We start from the raw sequence: 18,844 nt of genomic DNA on the forward strand, positions 1-18,844 counted from the left end.
TAATTACACCTTGTCAGTAATAACGATAAATTCAGGCTGAGGTTTAACATGTTAGATTATCAAACAACGGTTCAAGACTTTGATTTAAATACGGTTGCAAGCCAGTATCTCTCCGGTTCCATGCAGGCAGTAAATGCCTGTTATGAATGCTGTGACCGTCATGCCGATTCCGATGCCATTGCCTTATACTGGCATGGTAAAGATGGCAGAAAAGAACAATATAGTTTTGCCGAACTCAAAAAATATTCCAGCCAGTTTGCCAACTTTTTAAAGTCTCAAGGCATTGGTAAAGGCGACCGCGTTTCCGGATTATTACCACGTACTCCCGAGTTGATCATTACTATTTTGGCAACCTGGCGGATTGGTGCTGTCTATCAACCCTTATTTACGGCCTTTGGTCCCAAAGCCATCGAGCATCGTATTCAGCTGGCGCAAAGCAAGCTGGTGGTGACTGATCTGGCGAATCGGGACAAATTATCCGAGATCAGCAACTGTCCACCGATTGTGACGGTACATGCCGAAACTGAGGCAGAGCGCTATCCGCACGACCTCAGCTTCTGGACGGTATTAAACCGTCAGGCTGAAGCTTGTGAGCTGGAAATCCTGAATGTCGATGAACCATTTTTATTGATGTTTACCTCCGGTACTACTGGACCAGCGAAACCTCTTAAAGTCCCTTTAAAAGCGCTGATTGCTTTTGCAAGCTATATGCAAAATGCCATTGGTCTAACTCCTGAAGATGCTTTCTGGAATATTGCTGATCCCGGCTGGGCCTACGGTTTGTATTACGCGATTACTGGTCCTTTAATGCTTGGACACTCGACCTTATTTTATGAAGGCGGTTTTAATGCAGAAAGTGTCTGCGAAATTGTTAAGGAATATGGCATTACCAATCTGGCCGGTGCACCGACTGCTTATCGCATGATGATGGCGGCCGATCCTGCTCAAATGGCAAAACTACGCGGTAAGTTACGTGTTGTCAGCAGTGCGGGAGAACCGTTAAATCCGGAAGTGATCCGCTGGTTTAAAGAGGTGCTAGATGTGCCGATTTATGACCATTATGGCCAGACCGAAGTCGGTATGGTGGTGTGTAACCATCATGCGCTGGAGCATCCGGTGCGTTCAGGTTCAGCAGGTTTTGCCAGCCCGGGTTACCGGATTGCCGTTGTCGATGAACAGGGTCATGAGCTCCCTGCGGACGTTCCGGGCATTCTGGCGGTGGATATCAGCCAATCCCCAATGATGTGGTTTTCGGGCTATGAAGAAAGCCGCAAATCGCCTTTTGTCGGCCATTACTACTTAACCGGAGATACCGCGGAAATTCATGCCGATGGCAGTATGAGTTTTGTGGGACGTAGTGATGATGTCATTACTACCTCGGGCTATCGGGTGGGGCCGTTTGATGTGGAAAGTGCCTTGCTGGAACACGATGCAGTGATTGAAGCGGCGGTGATTGGCGTACCGGATCCCGAGCGGACCGAAATCATTAAAGCCTTTGTGATTCTGGCTGGTCATTCTCCTGCAACTGCCGAGCTGCAGGAAGAGCTGGGTCAATTTGTGAAAAAGCGTTTATCTGCGCATGCCTATCCGCGTCTGATTGAATTTGTGACCGAATTGCCGAAAACCCCAAGCGGTAAAATTCAACGCTTTTTACTGCGCAATCAGGAAATCAACAAGCAGCAATCCAAAACTGCATAAGCTCATAAAGCCAACAGATTGAATAAGAAGATTAAATAAAGAGATTGAAGGAAGCATCGATGCAATTAACGGAAGAACAACACCTGATTCAGGATATGGCCAAAAGCTTCGCCCAGGAACAGATTAAACCCTTTGCCAGCGAGTGGGATCAAAAAGGCATCTTTCCCAAAGATGCCTTGGCCCAAATGGGAGAGCTGGGTTTTTTAGGCATGCTGATTCCGGAAGAATGGGGCGGCTCGGGCACAGGTACGCTGGCTTATGTTCTGGCCTTGGAAGAAGTCGCTGCGGCCGATGGTGCAACATCCGCGATTATGAGCGTACATAACTCGGTGGGTTGTGTGCCGATTTTCAAGTTCGGCACGGAACAGCAAAAGCAGCAATTTCTAAAGCCTTTGGCCCAAGGTGAAATGATTGGTGCCTTTGCCTTAACCGAACCACATACCGGATCGGATGCTGCCGCGATTAAAACCCGGGCGGTCAAGGACGGCGATCATTACATCATCAATGGCGCGAAACAGTTTATTACTTCTGGCCACAATGCCGGGATGATTATTGTGTTTGCCGTGACTGATCCAGGCGCGGGCAAAAAAGGCATGAGTGCATTTTTAGTGCCGCGCGACACACCTGGCTATGAAGTGATTCGGGTGGAAGAAAAACTCGGCCTGCATGCTTCGGATACCTGTCAGATTGCCTTAACAGATGTCCGCATTCATGAAAGTTTAAGACTCGGTGCCGAAGGCGAAGGTTTAAAAATTGCCTTGGCCAATCTGGAAGGCGGGCGGATCGGTATTGCCGCACAAGCCGTTGGTTTGGCGCGTGCCGCTTTAGAAGAAGCAACGGCCTATGCGCATGATCGCGTGGCTTTTGGCAAACCGATTTTTGAACAGCAGGCGATTTCGTTCAGGCTGGCCAGTATGGCGACTGAAATTGAAGCAGCACGCCAACTGGTTCATTTTGCTGCACGTAAAAAGGAAGCTGGCGAAAGCTGTTTGACTGAAGCCTCCATGGCCAAACTATTTGCTTCGGAAATGGCCGAACGCGTGTGTTCCAAGGCGCTACAAATTTTTGGTGGCTATGGCTATCTGAAAGATTTTCCGATTGAACGCATCTATCGGGATGCGCGGATTTGTCAGATCTATGAAGGCACCAGCGATATTCAGCGTCTGGTGATTGCACGCAGTTTATAAGGAATTAAAAAGGATTTTTATCATGCAATGGCAAACCATTTTACTCGAACAACGTAACGGTGTTGGACTGATTACCTTAAACCGTCCTCATGCGTTAAATGCACTGAATAACCAGCTGATTGTCGAGGTCAATCAGGCTCTTGATCAGCTGGAAAAAGACCCCGAAATTGGTTGTATCGTGATTACCGGTTCGGAAAAAGCTTTTGCTGCTGGTGCCGATATTAAAGAAATGGCAGATCTGAATTTTCCGCAAATTTATCTGGACGATTTTTTTAGTCTGGCCGACCGGATTGCGCAGCGCCGTAAACCTTTAATTGCCGCAGTGAGCGGCTATGCCTTGGGTGGTGGTTGCGAGCTGGCATTGATGTGCGACTTTATTTACTGCGCTGATAATGCAAAATTTGGTTTGCCTGAAGTTACCTTAGGCGTGTTGCCCGGCATTGGCGGGACCCAGCGTTTAACCTTGGCGATTGGTAAGGCCAAAGCCATGGAAATGTGCCTGACTGCACGGCAGATGGGGGCGCAGGAAGCGGAACAAAGTGGTTTGGTCGCTCGGGTTTTTGCCAAGGAAGAATTGCTGGAACAAACCCTGCAAGCTGCCGAGAAAATTGCTGAAAAGTCGCTTACTGCCGTGATGATGATTAAAGAATCAATTAATCGGGCCTTTGAAGTGAGCCTGGCTGAAGGACTGCGCTTTGAACGCCGGGTTTTCCATTCGATTTTTGCCGGTTCCGATCAAAAAGAAGGCATGCAGGCCTTTGTAGAAAAACGCCCAGCCAAATTTACCCATCAATAAAACAAAAATAGGAAAATAAAATGAGTGATGAAAATAATTTAGCGATACGGGTCGCAGGAAGTCTGGGCATTATCAGCCTGGACCGCACCAGCCATTTAAATGCCTTAACCCTGCCAATGATCCAAGGCATTCAGGCGCAACTCGATCAGTGGTGCCATGATCCAGAAGTGCAAGCCATCCTGATCAATTCCAACAGTCCCAAGGCGTTCTGTGCTGGAGGCGACATCCGCTATCTGTATGACAGCTATCAGGCCGGCAATACCCAATATCAGGATTTTTTTGCCACTGAATATAAGATGCTGAGCACCTTGCGTAATTTTCCAAAGGCCGTGATCGTGATGATGGATGGCTATGTACTGGGCGGAGGCTTTGGCCTCGCTCAAGCCTGTCATATCAAAGTTACGAGTGAAAAATCACGTTTTGCCATGCCCGAAACCGCAATTGGTTTTTTCCCAGATGTTGGAGCCACCCATTTCCTGTCCCGACTGGATGAAGTCGGTGTCTATATGGCTTTGACCGGGGAGCAGATCAGTAGCAGTGATGCCTTGTATCTCGATCTGGTGGATTATCATGTGCCGAGTGAGCGTTTTGCTGAATTGGAAGCAGCGTTGATTACTGCGCCTGTGTTAAATTCGATTGAAATCCAGAAAATCATTAGTGGCTATATTACGCATCCGGTAGAAAGCGAGCTGCAAAAACGTGCAGATCTGATTAATCAGCATTTTGGCTATCCAAACCTCAAGGAGATTGAACAGAGTCTTGCTCATACAAGTAATTCAACCGATCAGGAATGGGCTAGTAAAATGCTGGCAATTTTGCAGCAACGTCCGGTTATGGCCAAGCAAACCAGCCTGAAGTTACAGCAAGCCGGACAGAATTTGTCGCTAGAAAAATGTATGCAACTGGAACGGGACTTGCAGGATGTCTGGTTAGAGCAGGGCGACTTTATTGAAGGGGTTCGTGCGCTGATTATTGATAAAGACAAAAATCCGCAGTGGCGAACCGAGAATGCAGAATTTGAACAAACACTGGAAAAGCTCTGGCCAGCATGGACTCAGCAGCGTATCGAAAATATTACTTAAAGCTGATGGTAAAAGACCCTCTATAATTTAATTATAGAGGGTCTTTGTATCTGTCCCATACTTTCATCGACATGAATTCTATTTAGGGGGACGTTTTCTTTTTCTTGCCGCCACCGTCTTGTTTATTGACCGTCGACCAGGCAATACGTTCGGCTTCTTCCTCAGAACGACCACGTTCTTTTTCGCTTTCTTCAATATGTTGGGCCTGCCGTTTCTGTTTATCGGTATAGGCTGATTTTTCACCTCTAGGCATCTTAATATCCTCATCAGGTTTGGCTGAAATTACTATAACAAGAGCTTACTTTTGCGAGGGTAAGTATTTGTTGGAAACATTTTATAAAAACAATTTTTTTTAAATATGAAAATCCAAAGATTAAATAGATGAAGATAACGGTCAGCTAGAACTGCTATCTTCTGTGCCAGATTAGCCGTTAATAATACTGCCGCCATTCACATGAATCACCTGACCTGAAATATAGCTGGCTTCTTCACTGGCCAGAAATAAATACGCCGGTGCTACTTCACTTGGCTGGCCCATGCGGCCCATTGGGGTACTTTTACCAAAATCTTTAAGCTGTTCTTCATCAAAACTGCTCGGAATTAATGGTGTCCAGATTGGCCCTGGCGCGACACCATTGACACGAATGCCGGTTTTATTTTTCAATAAATTGGTGGAAAGGCTTCGGGTAAATGTAGTGATGGCACCTTTCGTGCTGGCATAGTCAATCAGCTGATCATGTCCGTGATAACTGGTAATACTGGTGGTATTGATAATGCTGTCACCTGCTTGCATATGCGGAATCACCGCCTGAGTCAGGTGGAACATCGACAGAATATTAACATTAAATGTTTTAAGTAATTGCTCGGGCGAGATATCGGTAATACTTTCTTTCGGGTATTGAACCCCGGCATTATTGACCAGAATATTAATCGTTTTAAATTCCTGAAGGGTCTGCTCCACCATTTTCTTGATTTCATCTTGATCTTGTAAATCACATTGAATCAGCAGACAACGGCGGCCTTCATCTTCCACCATTTTTTTGGTGTCCCGTGCATCCTGATCTTCATCCAAATAGCAAATGGCAATATCGGCACCTTCGCGAGCAAATAAGACCGATACAGAACGGCCAATTCCGCTATCACCACCAGTAATCAAGGCAACTTTGCCTTTTAATTTTTCACTGCCTTTATAATGCGGTTTAATAATTTCCGGTGCAGGGTCCATTTTGGTTTGCACACCCGGTTGATGGTCTTGTGTTTCAGTTGAAGCTGGGGTTTCAGGATAATGATTCATATCTTTTCCAATTCCAATGATTGTGGCCATATAAGAAAAAATATATTAGAAGCTTTTAGGCAAAATGAGGCTGGACTCAACATTTCATAACAGAATGTATTCGAGATTTATCAATTATTCGTTGAAACGGATTAGGTTGAGCAACCAGAACAGAAAAAGCTGATGAAACAGCTTCTGGCTACACTTTGATAGCTGAGGTGGTCTTGAAAGGTGAAATTTGATTAGGAAAGGTGAGGTATCAACGGAGATTTAAAATCTAGACATACATAGGCCTTTTTTACTGGGCTTGTATATAAAATAAATGGAGAGTTTTTTAACTCTCCATGTATTCATTCTGATGTGTTTAAAAAATTTCTATAGAAATAAATTAAAGATTATCACTTAAATTAATTCTGGCCTGTGCTGCCTTTTCCTTTTTGGCTGAGGCTTTACCCCAGTTAAACTTTTGTGCACAGATGCCTAAGCCCACAATAAATAATGCAAGCACACTGGTATAAACCACTTCTTTAAAATAGGTTCCTTCAATAATCATGGTAATTAAAGCGCCGACAATAAAGATAATGACCAGATAAGTGAGCCATGGGAATAACCACATCTTGAATGGAATATTTTGTCCTTCAGCTTCCAGTTTTTTACGTAACTTAAGCTGAGAAATGGCAATAGCAAGATAGACATATAAAGATACGGTACCAGTCGCTAACATCAAGACATCATAAATATTCATACTTTCGGTGGCAGTCAGATAAATCGCCACGAAAGAAAACAGGCTTGAAAAGATGACACCTACCCATGGGCTGTTATTGCGATTGGTTAAACCGAAACTCTTTGGTGCATCTCCACGTTTCGAGAGGGAATAGACCATGCGTGAACAGGTATAAAGTGCGGAGTTAAAGCAGCTACATACCGAGGTGAGCACGACAAAATTAACAATATGGCGTGCTTCGGGAATACCGAGTGCAGTAAGCGCTACGCTATACGTACCCCAGGTCGGATCTTTCAATAAAGGATTATTGTGTGGAATCAGGCAAACCGTAATCAACATTGAACCGACATAGAATAAAATGATACGCCATACAATTGAATTAGCGGCCTTACGAATTTCCTTGGCTGGATCTTTGGTTTCAGCTGCTGCTACGGTGACAATTTCTGCTCCCATATAAGCAAACATTACACCCAATAAGGCTGTGATCACCGATGAAAAACCATTGGGCATAAAGCCTTGAGCGGTTAGATGAGTTGTACCGCCGAGCATAGAGGCATCGCCCCAAGGCCAAAGGTGCATCACCGCCAAGCTACCAAACACCAGGAACAGTACAATGGCAATGACTTTGATCAGGGCAAACCAGAACTCGAATTCACCAAAGTTTTTTACGTCACGGAGGTTAATCCAGACCAGTGCTACAGTGACCAGAAGCATATAGCCCCAGATCGGGATAAATGGAAACCAGCTATTTAGGATTTTCCCGGCGACAAAAGCTTCCCAGCCCATGAGCAACGTCCAGAAAGACCAGTATAACCAGCCGATGGGAAATCCGGCCCAGCGCCCGATTCCACGATCTGCATAGGTTGAAAATGAACCACTGTCGGGATTCAGTACCGCCATTTCTCCCAGCATACGCATGATGAGTAAAACTAATATTCCACCTAGAGTATAGGCAATGAGTGCAGCCGGTCCTGCAGAATAGATGACATTACCGGAGCCGACAAAGAGTGCTCCACCAATGACACCGGCAATTGAAATCATGGTGAGATGGCGTGATTTAAGTCCGTTTTTTAAGCCGTTTGATGATTCGGAATTGGAGAAATGTTGATGTTCTGCCATATAATTTCCCTTAATATCAATAGCGTAGCGGCAATAAAATTCCTTATTTGGCTTACGCTATCTTATCCTTTGAAACTGTAACCGAATTCATCAGTGCTTGACCAATATTAAGTTAATCTTAATAAAATGAATCCTTGTAGCCCTATAGACAGGATCACACTTTGATTAAAGTACGGTTACATGCTGTTCATGTATGCAGTTAATTTCTCTTTTTTGTTGTAAAGTGACGAGAGCCATTTTTGAGCAATTCAAAGGAGCCAATTGGCTTAAGAGATAAAAAATATAAGCAGGCCATATTTACAGAAAAATAAAGCCTACCTAAAATATCAGGCTAAAAGCAGGTTTACGTTCCCTTTAAAAATAAATTAAAAGCTTTTTGATTTTAAAAATATAATTGTATTGATCCTTAAGTTTTTACTAAGTTAAAGTGCGGATCCCATGCTCGCGCAAGCACTTTAACAATATCCCGAAAGCCACCAGAATTTCCTGTTCACTCACACAGGCAAAGCCTAGTAATAATCCTTTCTGCCGAGTCGAATAATGTTTGGTATAGTATTGCGATAATGCTCTGACCTTGATTCCCAGTTCAAGCGCTTTGGATGCAATCAAGACATCATCACTGCTGCTCGGCAATTTTAAAATCAGATGCAAACCGGCGGCGGTATTGTATTCATGCAGAAAATCTTCACCTAAATGTCGGCGAATCAGGTCAATTAAAAAAGCGTGGCGTTTACCGTACAATAAACGCATCCGTCGGATATGCGCCTCATAATGCCCTTCACGGATAAATTCAGCCAGTGTTTGCTGATCGATTAAGTGACCACCACGATAAAGTTCCGAAGCTACAATTCGCAATGAAGAAAAGAGCTGTTTTGGTACCACTAAATAGCCAATACGCAGGGCCGGATAAATCGTCTTACTGAACGTCCCCATATAAATCACCGGAGAATCCGGCTCTAAACCTTGTAAAGAAGGATAAGGCTGGCCCGAGAACCTGAACTCGCTGTCATAGTCATCTTCAACAATCCAGCTATTATGCTGGCGTGCGAGTGCAATTAACTGTTTGCGCCGTTCTAAACTTAAGTGTGAGCCCAAAGGATATTGATGCGACGGCGTCACAAAAATCAGCTTAGGCGGTTTTTTGGGATGTAGATCGGGGATAATCCCTTCCTGATCGACCGGTAAGGAACGCAGATTCACACCATTAATTCGTAAAATATTACGCGCACCCCAATAAGCCGGATCTTCGATCCATACTTCATCGCCTATATCGCTTAAAGTACGTGAGACTAAGTCAATTGCCTGATGGGTGCCTTCGGTAATAATGATCTGATCAGCATCGCACTGCACTGAACGGGCAATTTTCAGATATTCCGCCAGCTCCTGACGCAGTTCCAGGGAGCCACCGGCATTGCTGTAAATCAGGTTATTAACTTGAGGTTCACGGCTCAAACGCGTTTGGATTTTGCTGAAAATATGATGCGGAAATTCGGTTACATCGGGTGCGCCCGGTACAAAGGCTCCCCATTGATAAGGCGAGGCCGCGGAATAGCCGAGCAAGTAGGAACCGCGTTGCGACAGATTGTAATTTTGCTGTGCTTTTTTTTCTGCAACGGCAGGAGAATTCTGTTCTACCTTCACCAAAAAGGACTCAGGTAATTTCTCTACTACCCAGGTGCCTTGACCGGTACGGGCATCAACATAACCCTGTGCCTGTAATTGTTCATAGGCATTTAAAACCGTATTACGCGATACCTGAATTTCTTTGGCCAGATCACGTGATGCAGGCAAGCGGGTTTTGGGAGCCAATACGCTATCAATAATCGCGTTACGCAAGCAGCGGAACAGGCGCATCTGTAATGTTCCTGTGACATCTTGCTGCAATCGCTGCAGTAAATAATCTCCAAGCAAGCTACGCAATTGGCTCTCTCCTACAAATTTGAAATGGCTCTCGTGAGAGCGGTATTGCTAGGTGCAAAATAGTCTGATCAGGCAGTCATTGTAAAGTGTCTTGTATGCGTTTTGATCATTTACCTGCGGCTTGAATGCGAGCATACAGGCGGGCAGGCAATATACACAGATACCGATTAAAACTAAAGCGGAAAATCTAGACACTGATTTTGTTTGGAGCTCGCTAAACTAAGACCTGAATCAAGCAATGATTGCCATAACAGCCGAATAGAGATGTGTTGCAGCCGCCAGGACATACGACTGCATATAACAAAAGGATCATAGAATGAACATGATGATGAAAGTATTGACCTATACCGAGCAAGGTACAACGGCCTGGAACAATTATCTTAAGCAACTGGATAAAGTAGCGCCTTATCTGGGTGAGCTGAGTGAACGACTGGACATGCTGCGACGCCCAAAGCGCAGTTTGATTGTCGATGTTCCGGTCATCATGGATGATGGTACGGTTCAGCATTTTGAAGGCTATCGTGTTCAGCACAATTTAACTCGCGGTCCAGGCAAAGGCGGCGTGCGTTTTCATCCAGATGTCAATTTAGATGAGGTGATGGCTCTGTCGGCCTGGATGACGATCAAATGTGCTGCTCTAAATTTACCTTTTGGCGGTGCCAAAGGCGGTGTGCGAGTTGATCCGAGCCAGCTTTCCAAGCGCGAACTGGAACGCTTGACCCGACGTTATACGGCAGAAATCAATTTAATTATTGGACCGCAAAAAGATATTCCGGCGCCGGATGTTGGAACCAATCCGCAAATCATGGCCTGGATGATGGACACGTTTTCCATGAATGCGGGTTCTACGATTACTGGTGTAGTGACCGGAAAGCCGGTTCATTTAGGGGGGTCTTTAGGCCGCAGTAAAGCCACAGGTCGTGGTGTGTTTATTAGCGGGCGTGAAGTTGCCCAGCAAATCGGTCTGGATTTAAAAGCTGCCCGGGTCTGTGTGCAGGGCTTTGGTAATGTCGGCAGTGAAGCTGCGCTGCTTTTCCAGGAAAATGGCAGCAAAGTGATCTGTGTTCAGGACCATTCTGCCACCCTGTATCAGGAACAGGGAATTGATATTAAAAAGCTGCTTGAATACTCCAATACCCACCATAAAATTCAGGGATTTTCTGCCAGCGATGAAATTTCTGCATCAGATTTCTGGAGCATTCCTGCCGAAGTCTTTATTCCGGCAGCATTGGAAGGTGTGATTAATACTCAGGTCGCGCAAAATATTCAGGCCAAAATGATTCTGGAAGGTGCCAATGGTCCCACTTTGACTGAAGCGGATGAAATTCTGAGTGAGCGTCATATTACGGTGGTGCCAGACGTGATCTGCAATGCGGGTGGCGTGACGGTCAGCTATTTTGAATGGGTTCAGGATTTGGCCAGCTACTTCTGGACTGAGGAAGAGATTAACCAGCGTATGGATGCCAGCATGAAAAATGCGGTACAGGATGTATGGCAAAAAGCAGTTCAGGCCGGATGTTCTTTGCGTACAGCCGCTTATATTCTGGCTTGTGAACGTATTTTAATGGCACGTCAGGAACGAGGGATCTATCCGGGTTAAGCGAAGTTTTTGCAAGATGGATTAATTGATTAAACTGACTGGATTTAATCCATGATGACCTATCGTAAATTTTTGCAATGGATTTTTAAATTGGCTTCTTTATTTAAAAAGGAGCCAATTTTTATTAAAAATATAAATAACTGTTTATAAATAAAATAATTTTATATTTTGACTATTTTACTCGTTTTAAATAGACCAATTGGCTCCTTCCATCTGCTGCAAAGTGGCTCTCGTCTCATACGTATAAAAGCGCAAAATGAACCATATCAGCCAGTCTTTGGCAAATTTCTATCCCAAGATCCGGATAGCAAAATTTACAACGTATGAATCAAGAATGAGGATACAAAATGGACAGTAAACACTCAGCACTGAATGCACGTAAACAGCAGGCGACACCACGTGGTGTTGGGGTCATGTGTCAATGGTACGCAGAGAAAGCAGAAAACTCGACAATCTGGGATGCAGAAGGCAATCAATATATCGACTTTGCGGGCGGAATCGCCGTACTGAATACTGGCCATCGCCATCCTAAAATTATTGCTGCGGTCACTGAACAATTAACCAAATTTACCCATACGGCTTATCAGGTTGTACCATACGAGAGCTACGTTGCTCTGGCAGAACGTATCAATGCACGCGCTCCCATCCAGGGTGCTGCAAAAACCTCATTCTTTTCGACTGGTGCTGAAGCTGTCGAAAATGCAGTTAAAATTGCCCGTGCCCATACTGGCCGTCATGGCATTGTGACTTTTGGTAATGGTTTTCATGGCCGTTCATTTATGACGATGGCCATGACCGGTAAAACTGCACCTTATAAACGCGACTTTGGGGTGATGCCTGGTGGTGTTTTCCATGCCCGTTACCCGGTGGAATCCAAAGGCATTAGCGTAGATGATGCAATGCAAAGCATTGAAGATATTTTCGCAGAAGATATTGCCGCGCATGACGTAGCAGCAATTGTGCTTGAACCGGTACAAGGTGAAGGTGGTTTTAATGTGGTGCCAGCAGAGTTCCTGAAACGCTTGCGTGTCCTATGCGATCAAAACGGCATTTTACTGATTGCTGATGAAGTACAGTCTGGTTTTGCGCGTACAGGTAAACTGTTTGCGATGGATTATTATGAGACCAAGGCAGACCTGATTACGATGGCCAAGAGTCTAGGCGGCGGTTTCCCGATCTCAGGCGTTGTGGGTCGTGCTGAAGTCATGGATGCACCAAATCCAGGTGGACTGGGCGGTACTTATGCAGGTAACCCGGTTGCTGTTGCGGCTGCCCATGCGGTACTGGATATCATTGAAGAAGAAGGTCTTTGTGAAAGAGCGAATGATCTAGGCGCAGAACTGGTTGATGTTTTACATGAACTGAAAATGTCATCTAGCATGGTCAAAGATATTCGTGCACTGGGCTCAATGGTGGCGGTTGAGCTTGAAACTGCGGAACAGGCAAAAGCTGTACAAAACCATGCCATGCAAAATGGTCTGTTAATCCTGACCTGCGGTCGTTATGGTAATGTAATCCGTTTCCTATACCCGCTCACGATTCCGGCAGAACAGTTCCGTGCGGGATTGGCTATCTTGAAACAAGGGTTTGCACTGTCTGTCGCAGCCTAATGAAAGAGTAATGATCATGCTTCAAGCGCAATATAGAGATTTATTACAGCATCCTGATATCAGCTTCGATCAGCCTGCCACGGATGAATATATTGAAGTCAAAGATGCAGCAACCCAAGCCACTTTGGCCTGGGTAAAATCCCATGACCGGACATCTGTAGAACAGCTGATAGCTCGTTCTCAGCAAGCCCAAAAAGCCTGGAAAACCAAGACAGCCCTCGAACGTGCGGATGTGCTTTGGGCCTGGTTCAATCTGATGCAGGAACATAAAGAATCTTTGGCTCAGATCCTAACTGCTGAACAGGGCAAGCCACTGGCTGAGGCGCGTGGTGAAATTGGTTATGCCGCTTCCTTTATCCGCTGGTTTGCCGAGCAGGCGCGCCGTATTGATGGTGACGTGTTGACACCAACGCTTGCCCATCAACGTTTATTGGTTATCAAACAGGCGATTGGGGTAACAGCTGCGATCACGCCATGGAATTTCCCGGCGGCGATGATTACCCGTAAAGCCGCGCCAGCTCTGGCTGCTGGCTGTTCCATGCTGGTTAAACCGGCTGAACAAACACCTTTAACCGCCTATGCGCTTGAAGTTTTGGCCTTGCGCGCAGGTTTGCCACAAGATGTATTGCTGCATGTTAGTGGTGATGCGGTTGCAGTGGGTCAGGTCTTATGTGAAAGCGAAACCGTGAAAAAGTTAAGCTTTACCGGCTCAACTCAAGTCGGTCGTATCCTGATGCAGCAATGTGCGCCGACCATCAAAAAACTCTCCTTAGAACTTGGTGGCAATGCGCCAGTTCTGGTCTTTGATGATGCCAATCTCGAACAGGCGGTACAGGGCATCATGGCCAGTAAATTCCGTAATAGTGGACAGACCTGTGTGTGTGCGAACCGGATTTATGTACAAGATGGCATTTATGATGCGCTGGTAGAAAAACTGGTGGCTGCCGTTGCCAAACTAAAAGTCGGTGATGGCCGTGATGAAGCTTCTACCCAAGGTCCATTAATTGATGAGGCTGCGATCGAAAAAGTGCAGTCACATATTGCCGACGCAGTGAGCAAAGGTGCACAGGTGAAAACCGGTGGACAGCGCTCAAATCTGGGCGGTACATTCTTCGAGCCAACGCTTCTGACTGAAGTTACTCAGCAGATGCGTGTGGCAAAAGAAGAAACTTTTGGACCGTTGGCGCCGTTATTCCGTTTCAAGACTGAAGAAGAAGCAATTCAGATGGCGAACGATACAGAATTCGGTCTGGCTACCTATGTATTTACCCAAAGTACAGCACGTCAGTGGCGTGTAGGTGAAGCCTTAGAATACGGTATGGTGGGAATCAATACCGGAGCTATCTCTAATGAGGTTGCGCCATTTGGTGGAGTCAAGCAATCGGGATTAGGCCGTGAAGGGTCTAAATTCGGTATGGATGAATACCTTGAAATGAAATATCTCTGTGTTGATATTTCTTCATAATGACGTTTAGAAAATAAACGTATTCATTAAAAACTGATGAGAAAATATCAGTTTCCAGTGAATCCCGCGTTTAATTTAAACCGGGATTCCTGCGATGGAGCAAGGACTCAATAAACAGATTGGAGGAGGGCATATTTTCAGTTGTTAAGTCATTCTTCTTCTCTAAAATTCCCCTAAATATCAATTAAAGCATCAGATTATCATCAGGATTTAACCCTGATTTCTAACTTTAAACCAAAAGCATCCAGTAATTTCTGCATAGACTTGAGTGTTGGATTGCCTTCAGGTTGTTCCATTTTCTGTAGAGTCTGGGGAGCAATCTTGGTAATTTTAGCCATATCGTTGAGTGTGAGGTGCAACTCGGTACGAATGAAGCGAGCAACCTGATGAAAAGGCCAGTCAGGATTGTTACTGACGGTTTCAAGTACAGACAATCTCTTTTGCATCTGTTGAATCGGAGTCAGTGGCTTGAAGCGTTTATCCATAATTCAGCTCCTCCAATTGTTGGCAAATATTATCAATTCGATACTGGCTATTTTCCAGAATTTCAGGTGCCAATTGCAGATACTGCATGTGCTCGAGTAATCCCTGATAAAGTGGTAATTGTTCGATTAACACCGCTTTGATTTCTTTTGGATCAATCATCGTGCTTTCGGCGATCTGTTCAATGACTGAATGCCAAATTGGCATACCACCATGATCATCTCGCTCCCAACGCGTAGTTCGGGCAATACCATCTGGATGTAGCCACATCGGCGCAAAATCAAATAATGGGGTTAGTCGAATGATTCCATTATTGAAACGTTGAATCGCTGTATTACGGGTATGATTGTCCTTATTGCCTAAAGCGACATTGGCAAGATCACGCTTCAAATATTCAAAGATTTCCTGTTTTGGTTCAGTACAGCATTGCATCAACAGGCTACAGATCTGGTTATGGGTCATTCTTACCCCAAAACCGGCTTTTCCTCCCAGAGAAGCAATACTTTCCTGGGCAATTCTTTCAACCTTCCCATCGCTGACTTTACGGTCAAATCGGGGAATAAATAAAGTCTTACCATGCAGCTCCAGTTCCTGATGAACACGAAGTCCCAGGTATTGGGCAATTTTCATATATAAGGCTTCGTGCATCAAAATTTTATCTAGATTCTGATCACTGCCACGACTGAATTTCACCAGCCAATGCTGTTTGACCTGATGATCTGTCAGCGTGTGATCCAGATAGAACAGGTCATCATGACCTTGAGTCAGCAGTAATTTTGGCCACTCGCCCTGAATACCAGAAGAGCCGGCAATAAAAAGTCCATAAGAGGCTAAGGATTCAATAAAGTTTTCTTGACGTTCTACGACTTGGTCTAGGCTAAAGCCATGATTCTGCTGAACAGGAAACTGCCCCTGTAGCCATTCATAAGCCTCTTTAATCCGTAAATTACCAATCGGATTACCTGCACCCGCTTTTAGAAGCGCCCAGTCTGCTTGTTCCTGAGTGTTTTCAGAAAAATTAAGCTGACGGAGTAATTCTTTACGGCCATAACCTTGAGGTAACAAATCCATCAGGAAGGCTGGCCAGGTAGATTGCAAGGTATTTTGCACATTTACTGGTAAATGATAGGCTAGCGCATGCCCATCGCTTAGGTTCATATAAGAAATAGCATATTCAAATAGATATGATGTGCGCGTGGCTGCTTGCCATCCAGTTTGTTGTTGACCGACAATCTCAACAATAGCGCAATCCAGCCATTCATCTTCCTGATAAATCTGCAGTGTGCAATATTGATCCATAATTTTATTAAAATAGTAAAGTAAAGTGATTTTATTTATTATATACCTATTTTAATAAAAAACTAATTTTATCTTCTTAAAGTTCTTTATCGTTCTAAAAGGCCTTATCTTCACCAGAATACAAGGCTTATGAGGCTATATAACAAGATGTATCCTCATAGAAATCAATATATAACCCAATTAATTTTTAAATATCAGAGGAGCTCTAACCCTGGTTATTTATTATGAATCTTTCTTTTGAATAAAATTTTAAGCAGCAAATAAAGGACTAAATCCCCGTTTACGTAGTAATTTTCGGTACATACTCGAGCTTCGATCTGCCGGAAAATGCGCTTCTAAAGATAAGTCCAGAGGTAAATATTCAGGTTTCTGATTTTCTACAATCACACGATCTTCCTCGAAAATTTTCATATTAAAGGCATAGGCATCTTCAACCGGTAAATCTTTATCATAATTGCGGCAAATAGGTGCAAAAAGTCGTGTTGAACGCGCAGTCATGGGTGAAGCCGCATTCATGATGACCTGCTTGGCATGATTTGGAAAATGAATCGTAAGTGTTGCAGTAAAGGGTAGGCTCACTTCAAAATGACGTAACCATTTAAAATCTTCCTGGCCACGCTGCTCGATTCCGATCGGATAACGTCCCACACTGCTGATATAATCTGCATTAAAACCGACCTCCGTTTCTGTCGTACTGTAATCAGGAACTTCTACATCCTCCGGATCGCCAAAAGTATCTGGATGCACCCAGGCAAAATGTGCCACATCAATAAAACCTTCGAGCTGTCTTCCTGCAAAACATTGAATGTCTATCTGAGGGCAGACCAGTTGCTGATACTCAGCATCATCCCAAAAAGGCATATGAGGAATATGAGGTTCTGCATCCTCTTCAGCGCTTAACGAACACCAGATCAGACCATATTTTTCTACCGCAGCATAAGTTTTTAGATGGAAGCGCTCCGATATTTTATGCTGAGGATGTGCAGGAATACGGTTACATTTACCTTCACTGCCAAAGCGTAAACCGTGATAACGACACACCACGCCTTGGCCGTCATTTTTTCCCAAGCTTAAAGGTACACCGCGATGCGGACATGCATCTTTCGCCACCACCAGTTCATCGTTCATTTTATAAATCACCAGCGGCATATCAAGCAGCATACTACTTGTTGGCTGATCTGTAATATCACGCGCAAGTGCAATCGGATACCAGTACTGAGCCAAAAGATGCCAGTCATGTTCCTCGAATGTCATATGGACGGGTAAGTCGGGACTAAACGTGGCGATATTTGTATTCATAATGGGTTCTGTGTCGTGACCTTTAGCTGGACTATAAAACAGCAAGGTGTTCTATGAAATTTCAATTAATAGGACATAGGATTGCGTAAATCAGAACACTGACCGGCGATTGAAAGCAAATAAGCATCTTTCTAGGTTTTTTATATTCAACCACGCAAATATTGAGATGGGATATTTCCAAGCTTAAATCTCGCTGAAAATATTTTTTAAAAAGCGTGCTCTCAATTTCAATGCTCTACTTTGGCGCATAAATTGCTTATCACGCGTATAGACCATTGATCATTTACTAGAATCGACAAGGAATTGATGTGACGACTAGCTACTTACGCGGACAAGAACTTATCGAGAGCATTCGCAGTGCACCTTATTCGCGTGACCTGATTGGTTATCATGGCGAACCACCAAAAGTGCAATGGCCAAACGGCGCGCGTGTCGCGGTACAGTTTGTGCTGAATTATGAAGAAGGTGGTGAAAACCACATTGAACATGGTGATGCCGGTTCAGAACAGTTTTTATCTGAAATTATTGGTGCTGCCAGCTTTCCAGACAAACATATGTCGATGGATTCGATGTACGAATATGGTTCACGTGCTGGCTTCTGGCGGATTCATCAGGAGTTCCAGAAACGTGGTTTGCCGATGACTATCTTTGGGGTCGGCATGGCATTGGTACGTAATCCTTATGTGGTAGAGGCGATTAAAGCAGCCGATTATGATGTCGTTTCACATGGTCAGCGCTGGCTACATTATCAGGACATGCCGATTGAAATGGAACGCCAATATATGGATCAGGCGGTCAGCGTTCTGGAAAGCCTGTTTGGTGAAGCACCGATCGGCTGGTATACCGGTCGGGACAGTCCGAATACCCGTCAACTTCTGGCTGATTTTCCTCAAATCAAATATGACGCTGATTACTATGGGGATGACTTGCCATTTTGGAGCACCTTGACCAATCAGGCAGGGGAAACACGTTCGCATTTGATTATTCCTTATAGCCTGGATAGCAATGACATGAAATTCAGTTCACCTGGCGGTTTTAATAGCGGGGAACAGTTTTATCAATATCTCAAAGATGCTTTTGATGTGCTCTATACCGAAGGTGAAACTACGCCAAAAATGCTGTCGATTGGCATGCACTGCCGTATTTTAGGACGGCCGGGACGTTTTAAAGCACTACAAAAGTTCCTAGATTATATTCAGAATCATGACAAGGTCTGGATTTGCCGCCGTGGGGATATTGCCGAGCACTGGTATAACCATCATGCGCCATAATCATAAAATATATTGGAA

At 44.6% G+C, this 18,844-nt stretch carries 15 protein-coding genes; 8 read left to right on the plus strand and 7 right to left on the minus strand.

Annotated elements, in window-relative coordinates:
• The first annotated feature begins 48 nt into the window (after positions 1-48).
• Genes F890_RS08265 through F890_RS08280 form a run of 4 tightly spaced genes read left to right on the plus strand, consistent with a single transcriptional unit; the run spans position 49 to position 4,763 of the window.
• Positions 49-1,698, plus strand: coding sequence for an AMP-binding protein (locus tag F890_RS08265; protein ID WP_005266421.1), 1,650 nt, complete (start codon positions 49-51; stop codon positions 1,696-1,698).
• Positions 1,699-1,757: 59 nt separating this feature from the next.
• Positions 1,758-2,885 carry an acyl-CoA dehydrogenase family protein gene (locus F890_RS08270; RefSeq protein ID WP_004730935.1) on the plus strand — a complete coding sequence of 376 codons (1,128 nt, stop codon included), beginning with the start codon at positions 1,758-1,760 and terminating at the stop codon, positions 2,883-2,885.
• Between the two features lie 22 nt (positions 2,886-2,907).
• On the plus strand, positions 2,908-3,681 hold the full coding sequence (locus F890_RS08275) for an enoyl-CoA hydratase (protein ID WP_005266422.1): 774 nt from the start codon (positions 2,908-2,910) through the stop codon (positions 3,679-3,681).
• Between the two features lie 20 nt (positions 3,682-3,701).
• Positions 3,702-4,763: an enoyl-CoA hydratase/isomerase family protein gene (locus F890_RS08280; RefSeq protein ID WP_005266423.1), complete on the plus strand. Its 1,062-nt coding sequence runs from the start codon at positions 3,702-3,704 to the stop codon at positions 4,761-4,763.
• Between the two features lie 82 nt (positions 4,764-4,845).
• On the opposite strand, the gene F890_RS18765 is transcribed toward F890_RS08280, so the two are convergent.
• From F890_RS18765 to F890_RS08300, 4 genes are all read right to left on the minus strand, one after another.
• The gene (locus tag F890_RS18765; protein ID WP_005266430.1) at positions 4,846-5,016 is read right to left on the minus strand and encodes a hypothetical protein; all 171 of its coding nucleotides are present in this window, start codon (positions 5,014-5,016) and stop codon (positions 4,846-4,848) included.
• 171 nt (positions 5,017-5,187) lie between these two features.
• On the minus strand, positions 5,188-6,057 hold the full coding sequence (locus tag F890_RS08290) for an SDR family oxidoreductase (RefSeq protein ID WP_005246373.1): 870 nt from the start codon (positions 6,055-6,057) through the stop codon (positions 5,188-5,190).
• A gap of 367 nt (positions 6,058-6,424) precedes the next feature.
• The gene (locus F890_RS08295; RefSeq protein ID WP_005266436.1) at positions 6,425-7,879 is read right to left on the minus strand and encodes an amino acid permease; all 1,455 of its coding nucleotides are present in this window, start codon (positions 7,877-7,879) and stop codon (positions 6,425-6,427) included.
• 417 nt (positions 7,880-8,296) lie between these two features.
• On the minus strand, positions 8,297-9,799 hold the full coding sequence (locus F890_RS08300; protein WP_004280271.1) for a MocR-like pyridoxine biosynthesis transcription factor PdxR: 1,503 nt from the start codon (positions 9,797-9,799) through the stop codon (positions 8,297-8,299).
• A gap of 328 nt (positions 9,800-10,127) precedes the next feature.
• Between F890_RS08300 and F890_RS08305 the strand changes: the two genes are divergently transcribed.
• From F890_RS08305 to F890_RS08315, 3 genes are all read left to right on the plus strand, one after another.
• Positions 10,128-11,399: a Glu/Leu/Phe/Val family dehydrogenase gene (locus F890_RS08305; RefSeq protein ID WP_026056581.1), complete on the plus strand. Its 1,272-nt coding sequence runs from the start codon at positions 10,128-10,130 to the stop codon at positions 11,397-11,399.
• Positions 11,400-11,746: 347 nt separating this feature from the next.
• On the plus strand, positions 11,747-13,009 hold the full coding sequence (gabT, locus tag F890_RS08310; RefSeq protein ID WP_004280267.1) for a 4-aminobutyrate--2-oxoglutarate transaminase: 1,263 nt from the start codon (positions 11,747-11,749) through the stop codon (positions 13,007-13,009).
• A 16-nt stretch (positions 13,010-13,025) separates the two neighbouring features.
• Entirely contained in the window at positions 13,026-14,474 is a 1,449-nt protein-coding gene (locus F890_RS08315) for an NAD-dependent succinate-semialdehyde dehydrogenase (RefSeq protein ID WP_004280266.1), read from the plus strand.
• Between the two features lie 203 nt (positions 14,475-14,677).
• On the opposite strand, the gene F890_RS08320 is transcribed toward F890_RS08315, so the two are convergent.
• The 3 genes from F890_RS08320 to F890_RS08330 form a co-directional block, all read right to left on the minus strand.
• Positions 14,678-14,959, minus strand: coding sequence for a helix-turn-helix domain-containing protein (locus tag F890_RS08320; protein WP_004280265.1), 282 nt, complete (start codon positions 14,957-14,959; stop codon positions 14,678-14,680).
• Positions 14,952-16,256 carry a type II toxin-antitoxin system HipA family toxin gene (locus F890_RS08325; protein ID WP_004280263.1) on the minus strand — a complete coding sequence of 435 codons (1,305 nt, stop codon included), beginning with the start codon at positions 16,254-16,256 and terminating at the stop codon, positions 14,952-14,954. The genes F890_RS08320 and F890_RS08325 overlap by 8 nt, the downstream gene beginning before the upstream one ends.
• A 249-nt stretch (positions 16,257-16,505) precedes the next feature.
• Complete coding sequence (locus F890_RS08330; RefSeq protein ID WP_017397911.1) at positions 16,506-17,555, minus strand: Rieske 2Fe-2S domain-containing protein; 1,050 nt, start codon at positions 17,553-17,555, stop codon at positions 16,506-16,508.
• 308 nt (positions 17,556-17,863) lie between these two features.
• Here F890_RS08330 and puuE point away from each other — a divergent pair, with 308 nt between their 5' ends.
• Positions 17,864-18,826 carry an allantoinase PuuE gene (gene puuE, locus F890_RS08335; RefSeq protein WP_004280260.1) on the plus strand — a complete coding sequence of 321 codons (963 nt, stop codon included), beginning with the start codon at positions 17,864-17,866 and terminating at the stop codon, positions 18,824-18,826.
• Positions 18,827-18,844: the final 18 nt, after the last annotated feature.

Origin of the sequence: Acinetobacter sp. CIP 64.7 (assembly GCF_000369745.1) — a bacterium.
GTDB classification, from domain to species: Bacteria; Pseudomonadota; Gammaproteobacteria; order Pseudomonadales; family Moraxellaceae; genus Acinetobacter; species Acinetobacter fasciculus.

Excerpts from the sequence above, each read along its gene's own strand:
- F890_RS08280 (WP_005266423.1), top strand. The coding sequence starts at position 3,702 with ATGAGTGATGAAAATAATTTAGCGATACGGGTCGCAGGAAGTCTGGGC.
- F890_RS08305 (WP_026056581.1), top strand. The coding sequence starts at position 10,128 with ATGAAAGTATTGACCTATACCGAGCAAGGTACAACGGCCTGGAACAAT.
- F890_RS08290 (WP_005246373.1), bottom strand. The coding sequence starts at position 6,057 with ATGAATCATTATCCTGAAACCCCAGCTTCAACTGAAACACAAGACCAT.
- F890_RS08265 (WP_005266421.1), top strand. The coding sequence starts at position 49 with ATGTTAGATTATCAAACAACGGTTCAAGACTTTGATTTAAATACGGTT.
- F890_RS08275 (WP_005266422.1), top strand. The coding sequence starts at position 2,908 with ATGCAATGGCAAACCATTTTACTCGAACAACGTAACGGTGTTGGACTG.
- F890_RS08315 (WP_004280266.1), top strand. The coding sequence starts at position 13,026 with ATGCTTCAAGCGCAATATAGAGATTTATTACAGCATCCTGATATCAGC.
- F890_RS18765 (WP_005266430.1), bottom strand. The coding sequence starts at position 5,016 with ATGCCTAGAGGTGAAAAATCAGCCTATACCGATAAACAGAAACGGCAG.
- F890_RS08320 (WP_004280265.1), bottom strand. The coding sequence starts at position 14,959 with ATGGATAAACGCTTCAAGCCACTGACTCCGATTCAACAGATGCAAAAG.
- F890_RS08325 (WP_004280263.1), bottom strand. The coding sequence starts at position 16,256 with ATGGATCAATATTGCACACTGCAGATTTATCAGGAAGATGAATGGCTG.
- F890_RS08295 (WP_005266436.1), bottom strand. The coding sequence starts at position 7,879 with ATGGCAGAACATCAACATTTCTCCAATTCCGAATCATCAAACGGCTTA.
- F890_RS08270 (WP_004730935.1), top strand. The coding sequence starts at position 1,758 with ATGCAATTAACGGAAGAACAACACCTGATTCAGGATATGGCCAAAAGC.
- gabT (WP_004280267.1), top strand. The coding sequence starts at position 11,747 with ATGGACAGTAAACACTCAGCACTGAATGCACGTAAACAGCAGGCGACA.
- F890_RS08330 (WP_017397911.1), bottom strand. The coding sequence starts at position 17,555 with ATGAATACAAATATCGCCACGTTTAGTCCCGACTTACCCGTCCATATG.